Raw genomic sequence first — 13891 nt, 5'->3', positions numbered from 1 at the left:
TAGGAAACACTGCTTATCGGCTTGGTACTCTATGGAAAAAAAACCATGTAGTTAAAAGCACGCTAGGCTAATATGCGATGGGTGAAAAATCTTAGACCTATTGCCAAAAGCTAATAGCCCCATGTTAACAACACTTCCAGATACTTCTGCCAACTTGGCGATCGCTTTATTAATTAACTATAGTTTTGACCTCAGTGGGTATAGTGCCAATGAGCTAGTTGAGCGTTGGCAAGCGCAGTACCCACTGAATTGGCTACACTTGGCAGTGATTGAGGCACTATATCAAGGTCGTTATAAAGCGGTTTCTGTGCAGCAAATATTAGTATTTTGGCAGCGCCGGGATCAGACTACATATCATTTCAACATGGAATTTGAACGGATGGTTTGTAGCAAATTTCCTCAAAGCTTAACCTCATTTGCTGCACCAGCCCTACCGCTACCCAAGAAAAACCCCATTGTAGAGAAAGTCACGAGTCTTCAACTACCACCTGCGAAGATTCATAACGGCTATCAACACAGCAATACTGCGACTCTACAACTGAAAAGTTCTGAACAAAAGACATATTTGAGTGAAGAACAAGAGAACCACGAAGAAAGAGACAATAAAACCGTCTTGAAGTCTCCGTTAACTGGGAAGATTACTTCTTTGGCAACCCTTCAGCGATTATCTGCTGTCAGCCAAAGACAAACTTCACAAGAAATTCCATTACCTTCTCCATCGCCAAGCCATCATCAACGACAGCCCAAACTCCTCCCAACTGCTGCTATTCATGCCCCTATCGGGCAATTTACTCCAGAAAAAAGCGATCGCTCTGAGTCTTTTACATCTAAACTCAAGGCAATGTCTAGCGAACACAATTCGCCAGATATGGGTAGTAGGGAGAAAAATCAATAACAAATGACTCTTTATGCAACTAACTGCTTAAAACGCTTATCATTAGCAATATCATCGAAATCTAGGTCAGTTGCTGCGTCTTCTTTGTACCTGGGATTAAGTTCAATTGCTTGTTGTAGAGTTACCAGAGATAATTCAACTTGCCTTTGCAGTGCGTAACAGGCTGCTTTGTTGTAATAAGCACTGGCATAATCTGGCTTAATTTCTAAGGCTTTGTTAAAACTAGCGATCGCTTCATCATCGCGTCCCAATCTTACCAACGTATAACCATGTTTATCCCAAATTTTGGGAGAATTAGGTTGGAATTCTAACGCTTTCTCAAAAGACACTATTGCCTCTTCATATTGTTCTAATGCCACTAGGGAAAGACCGCAATTTAACCAAGCTACAGCATCATCAGGCTTAATTTGTGTAGCTTTCTCGAATGAAGCGAAGGCTTGCTGATGCTGTTGTAAGTTTCCCAAAGCAACGCCGCGATCGCACCAAGCTTGATGATATTCTGGTTGAAGTTTGATAGCTTGATCATAAGATACGATCGCATCTTTATAGCGTTTTAACCTCCCTAGAGTTAAACCTCGTTTTAACCAAGTGACAGGTTCATCACCTTGGATTTTAACCGCTTGGTTGTAAACTGCGATCGCATCTTCATAGCGTTTTTGGGAAAATAGTGCATCTCCTTGTTGTACATACTCATCAGCAGTGAATTCTGGTTGTTGTGATTGTTCCTCTATTTCTTCCTCAACTTCATTATTCACCGCTTCTAGAATTGATTCAGGTGTAATTTTAGTTAATTCTTGAAGAATAAGATCCTTTCTTCCTTGGGCATCTAATTGTAATTCAGAAAGTTGAGATACAAACTCAGTTTCTAGTCTTTCTAACTTCTCCAAAATCAGAATCTTTTGTTGTTGAGCATTCCATTGCAATTCGGAAAATTGTGAACTAAACTCAGAACCAGATTTTTCTAGGTTTTCAATAATTAACTCTTTCCGCTTTTGAGCATCTAATTTTAATTCAGAGAGTTGTTCAGCAAACTCTGACTGCAATACTGATAAATTCACAACAATTTTATTTTTTTGCTCATAAGCATCTGTCTGCAATTCAGCTAATTGAGACTTAAATTGATTATCTAATTCTCTTGATTTATCAATTGCGATATCTTTTTGTTTTTGAGCATCTACCTGTAAATTCGATAATTGGTCAGCAAGTTCTAACTGCAATTTTTTAAAATTTTCAAAAGCAATATCTTTTTGATTTTGAGCTTCATCCTGCCATCCAGAAAGTTGAGATGTGAACTCAGACTTTGATATTGCTAAATCATTAATGGCTACTTCTCGCTGTTGTTGTATACCTAGCTTTAAGTTAGACAATTCTTTTGTCAGTACAGATTCTAAATTTTCTATATTTTTTAGTGCTACATCTCTTTGTTGTTGAACATCAACCTCTAACTTAGATATCCCAGATGCAAAATTTGACTCTAAATTTGCTATATTTTCTTGAGATTTTTTAAGTTCAGTTTCTAATTTACTTAATACCTGCGCTTTAGCTAAATCTAACTCAGATGTCAGAATAGATACATTTTCTTGTTGAGTTTTAATCTTTTCTTGTAAAGCAGTCGTTTCCCGTTCTAATTCAAAATTTATTTTTTTAACTTCTTGAATAACATTTTCAGCTTCTTTTTTAACAGTAGTTAGCTGATTTTGTAATTTTTCCATTCCTTGTAATTGTTGCATCGCTCTATCAACAATTTCCCGGATTATCACCCGTCGTAAGAGCCAAAATAAAGCAATGATAGCAACTGGAAATAGACTTAATATAACTAGCCAGATATTAACTAAGATAGTTGTACGGCTAAAAGCGCTCTTAAAATCAGATTGGACTTGCTGTTGAATTCCCTTTTCTGCTCGTAGTCGCGCTAATTCTTCCCGTTCCTGATTCGATAAGACTGGAGTGGGTGTTACTGCTGGGGACGGTGATGGTGCAGATTGTCCACTAGCAATTCCAACGGATAACAGTAAGGGTAAAAAGACAATAGTGTTTTTTACAATTAAAGCGAAAATAGCTTGATTTTTGCTCTTCATAACAACCATCTCGGTCTGTTGGTCAGTTTTTGAAGCGGCGTGCCTCTCTCCAATCTATAACAAAATTGAGTATTAAATTTTGTAGAGGTATAGCGGTTCCCATTCAGAGACGGTACAAAATTATATCGCCTGGTGTAGGGGCACGGCACTGCCGTGCCCTTATGGGTATACCTCACGCTTGTCGAGAAACGCTATAATGACATATTAGCTAAAGTAAACAACATAGTTATCCGTCGCTTGTTTCTCCTGCAAAAATGCTGGAGGATGAGCAGAAAATGCTTAGACTGATGTCACAATTGATGGAAAATCAGTTAAGCAAATTGAAACAGGAATGTCATTAAGTCTCCTTTACCCAAACTGATGCGATCGCCTGGCCGCAATCGATGACGATTCCCCGGTAAAAGGGGCAAGTTATTAATGTAAGTGCCATTAGAACTGCCCACATCTTCTACATAGTGAGCATCTCCCTCAACACGAATATCTGCATGAATCCGCGAGACGACTTCTGAATTAGGAAATCCTGAAACGTCTATATCTGGGGGAATCCGATCGTTAGGCTTGCCGATATGAATCACAGAGAGATTTTGCGGCAGTTCAATTAGGCGATCGGTTTGAACGTGGATTAACCGCGCTATAACCTGCTGCAATTGCGTTCTAGCAACAGTTGGAATTGGTTCTGGCGACGATACTTCAGCTTCAGAGGCTGATGATGGTTCCAACGGTGGTGGAGTCGGAATACTTTGTCCAGAGACTATGGGGAGAGCTTCAGAGGCTGGCGGTGGTTCCAACGGTGGTGGAGTCGGAATACTTTGCCCAGAGACTATCGGTTGAGCTTCAAAAGCTGGGGCTGGTTCTGGGGGAACTGCTACTTCTGTTGCTGGTAAAGATGAGGTAGGAGGATGAGAATTAGTAGAACTGCTCATTCCCAAAGCATCTGGTTGTAAAAGTTCTAACAGGGGATCGGGTGGAACTAAGGCTGGGACTTCCACAGGGACATTGGGAGTAACTGTTGTAGCTACAGCAGGATGAACGTGTGGAACTCCTGCGGAGTGAAGGTTATAGCCACACTGACCGCAGAATGCTGCATCTGCCTGCACAGTTGCTCCACAACTGGGACAGTTAGTAGTCGCAGGTAACGGTGTATAGCAAGCTTCACATTGGACAGCGCCATCAGGGTTGGGATGATTGCAATTAGGGCAGACGATCATCGATATTTAGCCTTTGTTCAAGATCATCATAAAATTAGGTAAAACTGGCAAGCAAAGGGCGGGCCTAGCTTTAGATTTTAGCAATTACTGCTGATGGAACGATAAATTTTGGATACGGGGATTGGGGATTGGGGACTGGGGGACTGGGGACTAGACAATATTATTTATTCTTCCCAAATGCCCAATTCCCAATTCTCAATTCCCAATTTCCAATTCCCAATTCTTCAAGATTGGAGTTCTAAACCTGCTGCTGCATCTAGCAACCACCACAGTTCACCATTGGGGCGAATTAAGCGCGATGGATAAGTGAAGTCATCGGCTACAGGTGCAAAGACTTGGGCTAAAGCTGGCCTTTTATTAGCGCCAGCAACCAGAAAAATCACATTGAGAGCAGAGTTGATGAAGGGGTATGTAAAACTTATCCGGGGATTTCCGTCTTTGTTACCTACAGTCACCAGGCGATCGCGTACTTTGAGAGCCTCTGTGTGGGGAAACAAAGATGCAGTATGTGCATCATCACCCATTCCTAGTAATACTACATCCAATGCGGGAAACTCCACCCTAGAAGAATTAAAAAATTCTTTGAGATGTTGTTCATACTTAGCAGCCGCTAGTTCTGGATTGGCTTCTAAAGTTGGTACGGCGTGAATGTTAGCTGCTGGAATATCAACACGATCTAGCCACGCACGACGCGTCATCAGTTCATTGCTATCGGGGTGATTTGCTGGTACGTAACGTTCATCGCCCCAGAATACATGGATTTTATCCCAAGGCAGTTTTTGAGTAGCGATCGCTTCATATAACGGTTTAGGTGTACTGCCGCCAGATAAGGCGATGGTAAACTGCCCTCGCTGCTCAATGGCAGTTTCTAACTTGGACAGAATTAATTTTAGCGCTCGTGCAACCAGCGCCGGCTGATCAGGTAAAACTTCAACGGTTTTGTTCATGGCTTCATCATCATATTGCTGGCTTCCAGCAATACCATACCGAACTTATTACAATCCTCCTTTTTAACTTTTGAAACATTTAACATCATGGATTAAGTAGAGTGAAAAATCTAGATGTTCATTATCACTTTCAACGTGAAGTTGTCAGTAGTCAGTCATACTAACCACTAACTCTTCTCATGATTATTTTTATTTACACCCAGTTACTTGATACCTTGTTGATTAACGCCACAAAGGATACATTTATTAATTCTTATGAAAAATTAATAAAACTAATTAATCACAAATAAGGTTTTCCAATCAGCGATCGCTTCACGTTGGGCGATTAACAATTCTTGAATTCCTTTTTCAGCGACATCTAGCAATTGATCCAACTGAGTACGGCTAAAGCTGCCTTCTTCGGCTGTTCCTTGGACTTCAATGATTCCCAGGTGTTGATTCATCACCAAGTTAAAATCTACTGTTGCAGCCACATCTTCGATATAATCCAGATCCAAAAATGGCTCTCCCTCCAGTAATCCTACGGAAACTGCTGCTACTTGCCCACACAGGGGCGATCGCTCTAACACGCCCTCCTGCAACAATTTAGAAATCGCATGAGCCAACGCTACAAACGAGCCTGTAATAGCTGTTGTTCGAGTTCCAGCGTCTGCTTGCAAAACATCAGCATCTACAGTCAGGGTGCGTTCTCCCAATACCTCAAAATCTACTGCTGCCCGTAAGCTGCGGCCAATTAAGCGTTGAATTTCTTGCGTCCGTCCAGATAATTTCAATAATTCTCTTTCTTGGCGTTTTTGAGTAGCAGATGGAAGCATTCTATACTCAGCAGTTAACCAGCCTTTACCAGTTCCTTCGAGAAACTTTGGGACTCCCTTATTAACGCTAACAGTACAAAGTACCTGAGTATCACCACATCTTGCGAGAACAGAACCAGGGGCAAAGCGAGTGAAATTGGGGTAAAAGCTAATCGGACGTAGTTCGTAGGGAAGACGGCCATCTGGACGCTGCCAAGCCATTAGAATTGCCTCAAGTTTTAAAATACTGCCTTAAGATTACCTTAGTGTTGTGAGTGGGAATTGGGAATTGGAAATTGGGAATTGAAAAGAATTCCTCCAAACTCTTGTACAGAGGCGATTCATAGCGTCTCCTTATTCTTCTAAGGAATTGAAATCAGAGTCAAAATATTTTGCTGAACCATATCTGGTGATTGGTCGCCGTTGATGGTCAATAGGGAGCGACGACGGTCGTAATATTCTAGGATGGGAATGGTGCGATCGTAGAATAATTCTACACGGCGCTGCACGATTTCGGGTTGGTCATCTGGTAGCGATCGCCCCAAGGATCGGCTAACCATCACTGCTTCTGGAACTTGGAGATAAATTGCCCAATCTAGCTTTTGTTCTAAATCATCCAATAAAAAATCTAATTCTTCAGCTTGGAAGGCAGTACGAGGATAGCCCTCTAAGACCCAATCGCAGTTAATATCTGGTTGTCTGAGGCGAATTCCGATCAAATCAATAATCATTTCATCTGGAACTAACTCCCCTTTTTGTATGTAGGGTCGTGCGTGATAACCTAGTTCATTCAGGCTAGCGTAAACCGAAAGAGAAGTCCGGGGATCGGCTTTTGACCATCGAAATTCCGGCAGGGACTGATCGCCAGATATTGCTTCCCGTAAAATCTCACCTGTGGAAATCAGAGGGATATCAAAGTATCTACCAAGCCTTTGTGCTTGAGTGCTTTTCCCCGATCCTGAACCTCCCAGAATCACCAATCTCACAACAATTCACTCCTCATGCTGTCAAATTCACTACTTGCTAAGTCTGTTTTGCCCAAACAATCGGCAAATCTAACATTTACGGGTTTTCAGACCTTATGCCCAGCTTTTTTAAATAGTTGGAACTGGAAATATTACGTTCTGATTTTTACAACCAATCTTAGGGAAAATACGAAAATCCAATCAAAACAACTCTTGACTTAAACACAAACGTAGTGTTTGACTAAGAATGCAATTTGCCAAATCCACCACACCTGTGAAAAACAGATTGATTATACAGGCAGATTTCCACTAATTACTGATAGCAAGAAAACTTAATTATTGTATCTTTTTGAACTTAACTCTATGGTTGCCCAGCTAGAAACTCAAAGTATCAATTCAAGCGTTACCTTGGCATATCCAGTTGAAGGTCTAGTGCAAGTTTTCACTAGCTCCCATCGTAATTTTTTCACGAGTGTTATCGCTCAATCACTAAGAATAGCTGGACAAGGAACGTCAGTATTAATCGTGCAGTTCCTCAAAGGGGGCATTCGTCAAGGACACGATCGACCCATACAATTAGGACAAAATTTAGATTGGATTCGCTGCGATTTGCCTCGTTGTATCGATACACCACATTTAGACGATACGGAAAACCAAGCTTTACAAAAGCTATGGCAATATACACAACAAGTAGTTTGTGAGAGTAAGTATTCTCTCGTAGTATTAGATGAGTTAAGTTTAGCGATTAACTTTGGTTTAATTCCTGAAACAGAAGTTTTAGCGTTTCTGGCAAAACGCCCTCCCCACGTCGATATCATTCTTACAGGGCCAGAGATGCCCAAATCTCTCTTGGATGTAGCAGATCAAATTACAGAGATTCGTCGGAGTTATAGACCCTAAAAAAATATTCGGTTCGTGCTACTATATCAAGTCTGTTTAAATTAACATTAGTAACGAACTTGTGATTAAAAACGATATCTGGATTACTGAAATGGCTCAACAGGGTTTGATTTCGCCCTTTGAGCCGAGCTTAATCCGAAAAGTGCAAAAAGACAATTCTGTAGCGCTTGTGCCTGTAATTAGCTATGGCTTGTCTTCTTATGGGTACGATATACGCCTTTCCTCGGCTGAGTTCCGCATTTTTCGCCATATTCCCGGAACTGTAGTTGATCCCAAAAACTTTAATCCCCAAAATTTAGAGCCAACAGCATTGCATACTGATGCCAGTGGCAGTTACTTTATTTTACCTGCGCACTCTTATGGACTTGGGGTTGCTCTAGAAAAGCTGGAGGTTCCTGAGAATATTACTGTAATTTGTATAGGTAAGTCTACTTATGCAAGATGTGGAATAATTGCAAACCTGACACCTGCTGAGGCTGCATGGCGAGGTCATTTAACTTTAGAATTTTCTAATTCATCTAGTGCAGACTGCCGCATCTACGCTAACGAAGGCGTGGTGCAATTACTCTTTTTAGAAGGTGAACCTTGCGCTATCAGTTATGAAGCAAGACAGGGAAAATATCAGGATCAGCAAGAAATTGTTACCTTGGCTCGTATTTAGAGTAAATGATATCTGATTCAGAGGAAATAATTTAGCGATCGCGTAGGACTTTTTGAATATCCATCGTCCTGCAAATGCCTATATGAAATAATCTAAACCTTCATCGTGCTTCTAGCCAAATCTGTAAATCGGTCAGACTACTAAAATCTAACAGTGCTTCACTCAAATCTTCCAGAGCAGGCAAAGGTAAGCTAGAAATTGAGGAGCGTATTTCCTCAGAAAGTTCTCCAAATCGCTTAGTCAATTGCCGAAGAATAAGATTAGCTGTTGCTTCTTCACGTCCTTCCTCACGTCCTTCCTCACGTCCTTCTTCCTTTATTTCTCGGTAAACTCGCGTTTCTTTGAGCGTGATCCCTAGCATAGACTCTACCTCAGCTTGAGTTAATTGTTCAAACCTATACACCATAATCGTCGTTATTAATTCAATTATGGCGCGACTCGATGGTGATAGCACTTCTTCAGTGGTTCTTGTTAACAAATACCTTGCTTCTTCTGGTGCTTGTTCTTCATCCACTGTAGTTAATACCATCAGTGCCACCCATATAGGTAATTGACGAATATCCCCTAATTCATCTAAATACACCCGATGTACTTGTCCACCGTTCAGTAATGAGCGATGAGGATGAATATCACTTTGTTCAATACTACGCGACGGGTAAATTATTACTGCTTGCCAGTCGCTAAATCTGGTACGGTTGCGGTAGAAATATAACGAAGATTCAGCCCATACTCTTTCATAAAGTTGTTCATCCTTTTGGAACTGTACCTCGCAGAAATATACAACTCCAGCACCATCGCTTTCAGGTGGTAGAAATACCCCGTCAATTTCAAATTTCGGTTCTTTGACGGCGACTGAATCAAAACGATAGCTATCTGCATTATTTGGAGGGTTTGTCAACAGTTCAAAGAGCAAAGTGGGAGACTGTTGAAACAGTTTGTAAAATATTGAGTCTCGACGCATAAAAATAATCCCTTTGGGCTAGAACGTGCTAGCCTAATAAATCCAAGTGCGTAGGCGTAACCCGTCGTAGACATCGCTCTCAATCCAGCCCCAAATTATAATTATGGTGCAAGTCTAGCTTTACCTAAACGCTGCTTTTCATACCATTGTGCGATCGCAGGTGTCCAAGCTTCAAAGTGAGGCCACATCATTTCACACAACTTCTGGATTTCGAGTTGAGCATCTTTCTTATTTCTCAGGTCACAAAAATGCAAGAAAGACCTTAAATTGAAACTAACTACAAAATGCTGACGATAATCAAAAGGCACTTTCCCTCTTGCATGTTCTTCAGACATTCCAGCCTCAAAATCAGCTTTATATCGTTTAGCTGCTTCTAGACACCACTCTAAATCTGCTGCTCGTTGCTCTGGTGAATAGTGATACTTTTTGCCTTGTCTATCAGTGTAATAACCAACGGGACGAAGGTAAAAAACATCTTCTATATCTTTCTTACCTTCTACTACATCAATAAATTGGTTGCCTGTGTATCTAAAAGATTGTACATCAAATGATACCCCTACACGATGAGTACGGGCTTGTTGCATAACATTGTGGGGAAAGTAACCACAGTTGAAAACAATTTGCGGATGCTCTAAAGGCCCATAGTGTCCCCTCTCACCCGCTAAAAGTCGTTTAACAATAACTTCACCGCTTTCTGACTCCGACGGCCAAGAGTCGCGCTCATCAAACACGAACCCATCAGTATAATCCTGGTGCATCGCGGCGTAAATCACCTGCTGCGGGTTTGGCGTTTTGGCAATAACCTCTACTCGAAATCGATGCATTAGCTTTTGGGGAACGAATTTGTTGCTGAAATTGCTTACACCCAAGGAGTGGAGGCTGTTCGTTAGACATAGATTTGAACTCAGTCCATTATCATATCTCCGCCTTGGACATCTATTTAAGGAGATTAAGATACTTTACAAATATTAATATCTTTGTTACAGTTATTTACATAAAGAGAAGACAGGGAAAAATCCATGCGTACAAACACTGCTATAATTGATGACCAAGGCAAACTGAACAACTTTGCGATCGAGCCAAAGGTTTATATAGATGAGCAAGGCGATCGCACTGGCTTCACTCCTTATGCAGAAATGCTCAATGGTCGTTTGGCAATGATTGGTTTTGTTTCTCTTATAGCATTAGAAGTATTCACAGGACATGGTATAGTTGGTCTTCTGGCAAGTCTGTAAGAACTAATTTATCGAATCGCTTTAAGACCCGCCTCAACGCCTCGTAGGTGGGGAATGTAAAGCGGTTAAAAACGCAGCTACTATATAGATTAATATTGAGCGCAAGCGATTCGACAATCTATATAGTAGCTCTCTTCTGTCTGTTATCTGTGCGCCTCTGCGGTTAAATAAATCACTTTTAAACCGCAGAGGCACAGAGAGCGCTGAGAAAAACAATCTTATTTTACCAGTCACCTTAAAAGGGCTAGTTATAACTAATTACCCAGACTTGATATTACGAATTACTTTAACGTGCATCGCCAATCAAGACAAATGGCGACCAATAAAAGGGATGACGATGGTCTTCAATTAACTTCAACTTAGCCTTTTGCAAAGCCTCCCCTTTGGTCATACCCTGCTTGAGGTTTTGATAAAATTGAATCATCAATTGCTGAGTTGCCTCATCATCAACCTCCCACAAACTTGCCATCACAGCTTTAGCACCAGCCCGCTCAAATATATATGCAACTCCTGCAATTCCTAAATCATTAAAATTAGTGTCTACAGCAGTTTGACAGGCACTCAGAGTAATCAATTGTGTGCCTTGTAGCCCTAAAAGAGCAGCATTGGCAATGTCTAAGGTTCTGTCAGCAAATAGTAACGTATTATTTTTTAAATTGACTTTTTTGCAATCTTCTGTTTGAAAACAACCGTGAGTTGCTAAATGCAAAAACGAAAAGCCCAATGCTTGAGATTTAAACTGTTCTAAGGTGGCTTTCTCGTGGATATAAACTTCACTGTCTGGAAGTATTTCTTTAATATTTCTGACTTCCGCCTCTGCACCTGGGAGATTTTGCGGGTCACTGGGTACTGGATTACCAAATGCTAAAACAGCTTGTGGTTTGCGGAATACGGCATTTTGCACATCTAGAGATTTTAAGGAATTATTGGAAATGCGAGTGAGGTAGTTGACAGGATATTTCTGGATCAGAAATTTCTTAGTTTTAGTGTCGTAAAGAGTCTCAAAAGGTAAATGGCGCAGTTGACCAGTAGCAATAATACTCAGTTCTTTGGGTGATAAAGCGTTAATTTTGTCTTCTATAGGACGAATAAGAATATCATAAAGTTTGCCGCCAGTTTCAGCGTAGTTAGCATCACTGTCATCTTGTACTTGTTTTAAGTATTGAGTGAGAAGTTTATTAAAGTCAGTGGGGTTAATAGATTTTTTAATAACGCTCAACTCGCCTTTTGTGAAGATAAAAAATGCAACATTATTAGGCATATCGCTCACATTAGTCAGCAGCACAGGTTGAACTACAACCGTTCCGGCGGGGATGGAAGATGTCAGGTTTTTAATATCTGCGGGTGTAGTTTCAAATAGTTCTGCCACTTCAGGAAAACGGCGAGAGATATTTTCGGCTTCTGAGTAAACTTGTGCTTCTAATTGTCGAATTTGTTGGGGGAGACTTTCAGACCGATCGCTTTGCAGTCGTTGTCGCAGTGCTTCTAATTGTTGATTTTTTTTACTCCAGTTATCAAGGCTTTGCTGTGCTTCTGGGTTGGCAACTTTGGCATTAATGAGGCGAGTATAATCAGCAAGGTCGGCTGTGGTAAATAGGTTAACCCATTCAAAAGCTTGAGCGTATTTCTTTTGATTAATCAGGACATCGACTAAAGCAGTAGCATATTCACCGTTTTCTTGTAAAAACTTTTGGCGATTTTCTCTTTGCAAACCCCGACGCATTTCTAAGCTGATTTGAAGAGATTGCTCTAAATTAGTAATGGCTTCAGTTGGTCGATTTGTATTTTGGAAGAGTACACCAATATTACCCAAGGTGATAGCCTCACCAGTGCGATCGCCCACAGCACGTCTTAGGGGCAAAGCTTGATTGTAAAAATCGAGTGCTTTTTGCTTTTCTCCTAAAGCGTAGTAGACTGTACCGATGTTACTGAGTGTAGTCGCCTCACCAGCGCGATCGCCCACAGCCCGCCATAGAGGCAAAGCTTGGTTGTAAAAATCGAGTGCTTTTTGCTTTTCTCCTAAAGCGGAGTAGACTCGACCGATGTTATTGAGTGTAGTGGCTTCACCAGAGCGATCGCCCACAGCACGAATAAGGGGCAAAGCTTGATTGTAAAAATCGAGTGCTTTTTGCTTTTCTCCTAAATCGTCGTAGACTGTACCGATGTTATTGAGTGTAGTCGCCTCACCAGTGCGATCGCCCACAGCACGTCTTAAGGGCAAAGCTTGATTGTAAAAATCGAGTGCTTTTTGCTTTTCTCCTAAATCGTTGTAGACTGTACCGATGTTATTAAGTTTAGTCGCCTCACCAGTGCGATCGCCCACAGCACGCGAAAGGGGCAAAGCTTGGTTGTAAAAATCGAGTGCTTTTTGCTTTTCTCCTAAAGCGTCGTAGACTCCACCGATGTTATTGAGTGTAGTCGCCTCACCTGCGCGATCTCCCACAGCACGAATAAGGGGCAAAGCTTGGTTGTAAAAATCGAGTGCTTTTTGCTTTTCTCCTAAAGCGTCGTAGACTGTACCGATGTTATTGAGTGTAGTCGCCTCACCAGTGCGATCGCCCACAGCACGTCTTAAGGGCAAAGCTTGATTGTAAAAATCGAGTGCTTTTTGCTTTTCTCCTAAATCGTCGTAGACTCTACCGATGTTATTGAGTGTAGCCGCCTCACCAGTGCGATCGCCCACAGCCCGCCTAAGGGGCAAAGCTTGGTTGTAAAAATTGAGTGCTTTTTGCTTTTCTCCTAAAGCGGAGTAGACTCCACCGATGTTATTGAGTGTAGCCGCCTCACCAGTGCGATCGCCTACAGCACGATATAGTGGCAAAGCTTGGTTGTAAAAATCAAGTGCTTTTTGCTTTTCTCCTAAAGCGTTGTAGTTAAATCCAAGGCCAACTAGTGCAGTTCCTTCTAGTTTTTGATCTTTGAGTTCTCGTGCAATGGTTAAAGCTTGCTGTAAGATTTCTATTGCCTGTTGGTGTTTCTGTTGCTGTGTCAGTTTACTCCCTTGCTCTAGCAGTCTTTTTGCTTCTTGCGCTTGTGAGTTTTGAGTTTGTCCCCAGGTGGGTTGAGCTATCAGCATTACTACTGTTATGGGCGTTAGATAAATACCTATAGTTAAAAGACTGGTGATAATTTTTTTCATAAAATAGCGTACAGGTAGCTGTTTTTAATTTTGACTTTTGACGGTATCTGGAAAGCCTCTCTTCTTCATCTCTCTTGTTTTAGGCTACGGTTGAATTACCCCCCTTAA

12 protein-coding genes are annotated in these 13891 nt (G+C 41.3%); 4 read left to right on the top strand and 8 right to left on the bottom strand.

What is annotated here, in order from left to right; translation table 11 throughout:
* The first annotated feature begins 121 nt into the window (after positions 1-121).
* On the top strand, positions 122-895 hold the full coding sequence (locus V7K98_RS08365) for a hypothetical protein (protein WP_335020638.1): 774 nt from the start codon (positions 122-124) through the stop codon (positions 893-895).
* An 11-nt stretch (positions 896-906) separates the two neighbouring features.
* On the opposite strand, the gene V7K98_RS08360 is transcribed toward V7K98_RS08365, so the two are convergent.
* The 5 genes from V7K98_RS08360 to V7K98_RS08340 all read right to left on the bottom strand — a co-directional run bounded on the left by V7K98_RS08360 (position 907) and on the right by V7K98_RS08340 (position 6908).
* Entirely contained in the window at positions 907-2973 is a 2067-nt protein-coding gene (locus V7K98_RS08360) for a tetratricopeptide repeat protein (protein WP_335020636.1), read from the bottom strand.
* A gap of 311 nt (positions 2974-3284) precedes the next feature.
* Entirely contained in the window at positions 3285-4181 is an 897-nt protein-coding gene (locus V7K98_RS08355; protein ID WP_335020634.1) for an FHA domain-containing protein, read from the bottom strand.
* Positions 4182-4405: 224 nt separating this feature from the next.
* Positions 4406-5128 (bottom strand): 6-phosphogluconolactonase, encoded by a 723-nt coding sequence (gene pgl / locus V7K98_RS08350; RefSeq protein WP_335020632.1) that lies wholly within the window; start codon positions 5126-5128, stop codon positions 4406-4408.
* Between the two features lie 272 nt (positions 5129-5400).
* The gene (rph, locus tag V7K98_RS08345; RefSeq protein WP_335020630.1) at positions 5401-6144 is read right to left on the bottom strand and encodes a ribonuclease PH; all 744 of its coding nucleotides are present in this window, start codon (positions 6142-6144) and stop codon (positions 5401-5403) included.
* A 140-nt stretch (positions 6145-6284) separates the two neighbouring features.
* Complete coding sequence (locus V7K98_RS08340; protein WP_335020628.1) at positions 6285-6908, bottom strand: adenylate kinase family protein; 624 nt, start codon at positions 6906-6908, stop codon at positions 6285-6287.
* Positions 6909-7250: 342 nt separating this feature from the next.
* Here V7K98_RS08340 and V7K98_RS08335 point away from each other — a divergent pair, with 342 nt between their 5' ends.
* Together V7K98_RS08335 and dcd are read left to right on the top strand one after the other, a co-directional pair.
* On the top strand, positions 7251-7787 hold the full coding sequence (locus V7K98_RS08335; RefSeq protein WP_335020626.1) for a P-loop NTPase family protein: 537 nt from the start codon (positions 7251-7253) through the stop codon (positions 7785-7787).
* A 91-nt stretch (positions 7788-7878) separates the two neighbouring features.
* Positions 7879-8448: a dCTP deaminase gene (dcd, locus tag V7K98_RS08330; RefSeq protein ID WP_335020686.1), complete on the top strand. Its 570-nt coding sequence runs from the start codon at positions 7879-7881 to the stop codon at positions 8446-8448.
* 100 nt (positions 8449-8548) lie between these two features.
* On the opposite strand, the gene V7K98_RS08325 is transcribed toward dcd, so the two are convergent.
* The gene (locus V7K98_RS08325; protein WP_335020624.1) at positions 8549-9409 is read right to left on the bottom strand and encodes an Rpn family recombination-promoting nuclease/putative transposase; all 861 of its coding nucleotides are present in this window, start codon (positions 9407-9409) and stop codon (positions 8549-8551) included.
* 101 nt (positions 9410-9510) lie between these two features.
* Positions 9511-10233, bottom strand: a complete 723-nt coding sequence (thyX, locus tag V7K98_RS08320) for an FAD-dependent thymidylate synthase (RefSeq protein ID WP_335020622.1) — start codon at positions 10231-10233, stop codon at positions 9511-9513.
* A gap of 195 nt (positions 10234-10428) precedes the next feature.
* On the opposite strand from thyX, the gene V7K98_RS08315 reads away from it, so the two are divergent.
* Complete coding sequence (locus V7K98_RS08315) at positions 10429-10644, top strand: chlorophyll a/b-binding protein (RefSeq protein WP_334859349.1); 216 nt, start codon at positions 10429-10431, stop codon at positions 10642-10644.
* Between the two features lie 286 nt (positions 10645-10930).
* Here the strand turns inward: V7K98_RS08315 and V7K98_RS08310 are convergent, their stop codons facing one another.
* A complete protein-coding gene (locus V7K98_RS08310; RefSeq protein WP_335020620.1) occupies positions 10931-13783 on the bottom strand; it encodes a CHAT domain-containing protein in 2853 nt (950 codons plus the stop codon).
* Between the last annotated feature and the right edge of the window lie 108 nt (positions 13784-13891).

It is taken from the genome of Nostoc sp. (genome assembly GCF_036917435.1).
Lineage (GTDB): Bacteria > Cyanobacteriota > Cyanobacteriia > Cyanobacteriales > Nostocaceae > Nostoc.
The sequence above is the reverse complement of the archived record's forward strand: the minus strand, read 5'-3'. Positions and strand labels throughout refer to the sequence as shown.

Excerpts from the sequence above, each read along its gene's own strand:
- V7K98_RS08365 (WP_335020638.1), top strand. The coding sequence starts at position 122 with ATGTTAACAACACTTCCAGATACTTCTGCCAACTTGGCGATCGCTTTA.
- V7K98_RS08360 (WP_335020636.1), bottom strand. The coding sequence starts at position 2,973 with ATGAAGAGCAAAAATCAAGCTATTTTCGCTTTAATTGTAAAAAACACT.
- V7K98_RS08355 (WP_335020634.1), bottom strand. The coding sequence starts at position 4,181 with ATGATCGTCTGCCCTAATTGCAATCATCCCAACCCTGATGGCGCTGTC.
- pgl (WP_335020632.1), bottom strand. The coding sequence starts at position 5,128 with ATGAACAAAACCGTTGAAGTTTTACCTGATCAGCCGGCGCTGGTTGCA.
- rph (WP_335020630.1), bottom strand. The coding sequence starts at position 6,144 with ATGGCTTGGCAGCGTCCAGATGGCCGTCTTCCCTACGAACTACGTCCG.
- V7K98_RS08335 (WP_335020626.1), top strand. The coding sequence starts at position 7,251 with ATGGTTGCCCAGCTAGAAACTCAAAGTATCAATTCAAGCGTTACCTTG.
- dcd (WP_335020686.1), top strand. The coding sequence starts at position 7,879 with ATGGCTCAACAGGGTTTGATTTCGCCCTTTGAGCCGAGCTTAATCCGA.
- V7K98_RS08325 (WP_335020624.1), bottom strand. The coding sequence starts at position 9,409 with ATGCGTCGAGACTCAATATTTTACAAACTGTTTCAACAGTCTCCCACT.
- thyX (WP_335020622.1), bottom strand. The coding sequence starts at position 10,233 with ATGCATCGATTTCGAGTAGAGGTTATTGCCAAAACGCCAAACCCGCAG.
- V7K98_RS08315 (WP_334859349.1), top strand. The coding sequence starts at position 10,429 with ATGCGTACAAACACTGCTATAATTGATGACCAAGGCAAACTGAACAAC.
- V7K98_RS08310 (WP_335020620.1), bottom strand. The coding sequence starts at position 13,783 with ATGAAAAAAATTATCACCAGTCTTTTAACTATAGGTATTTATCTAACG.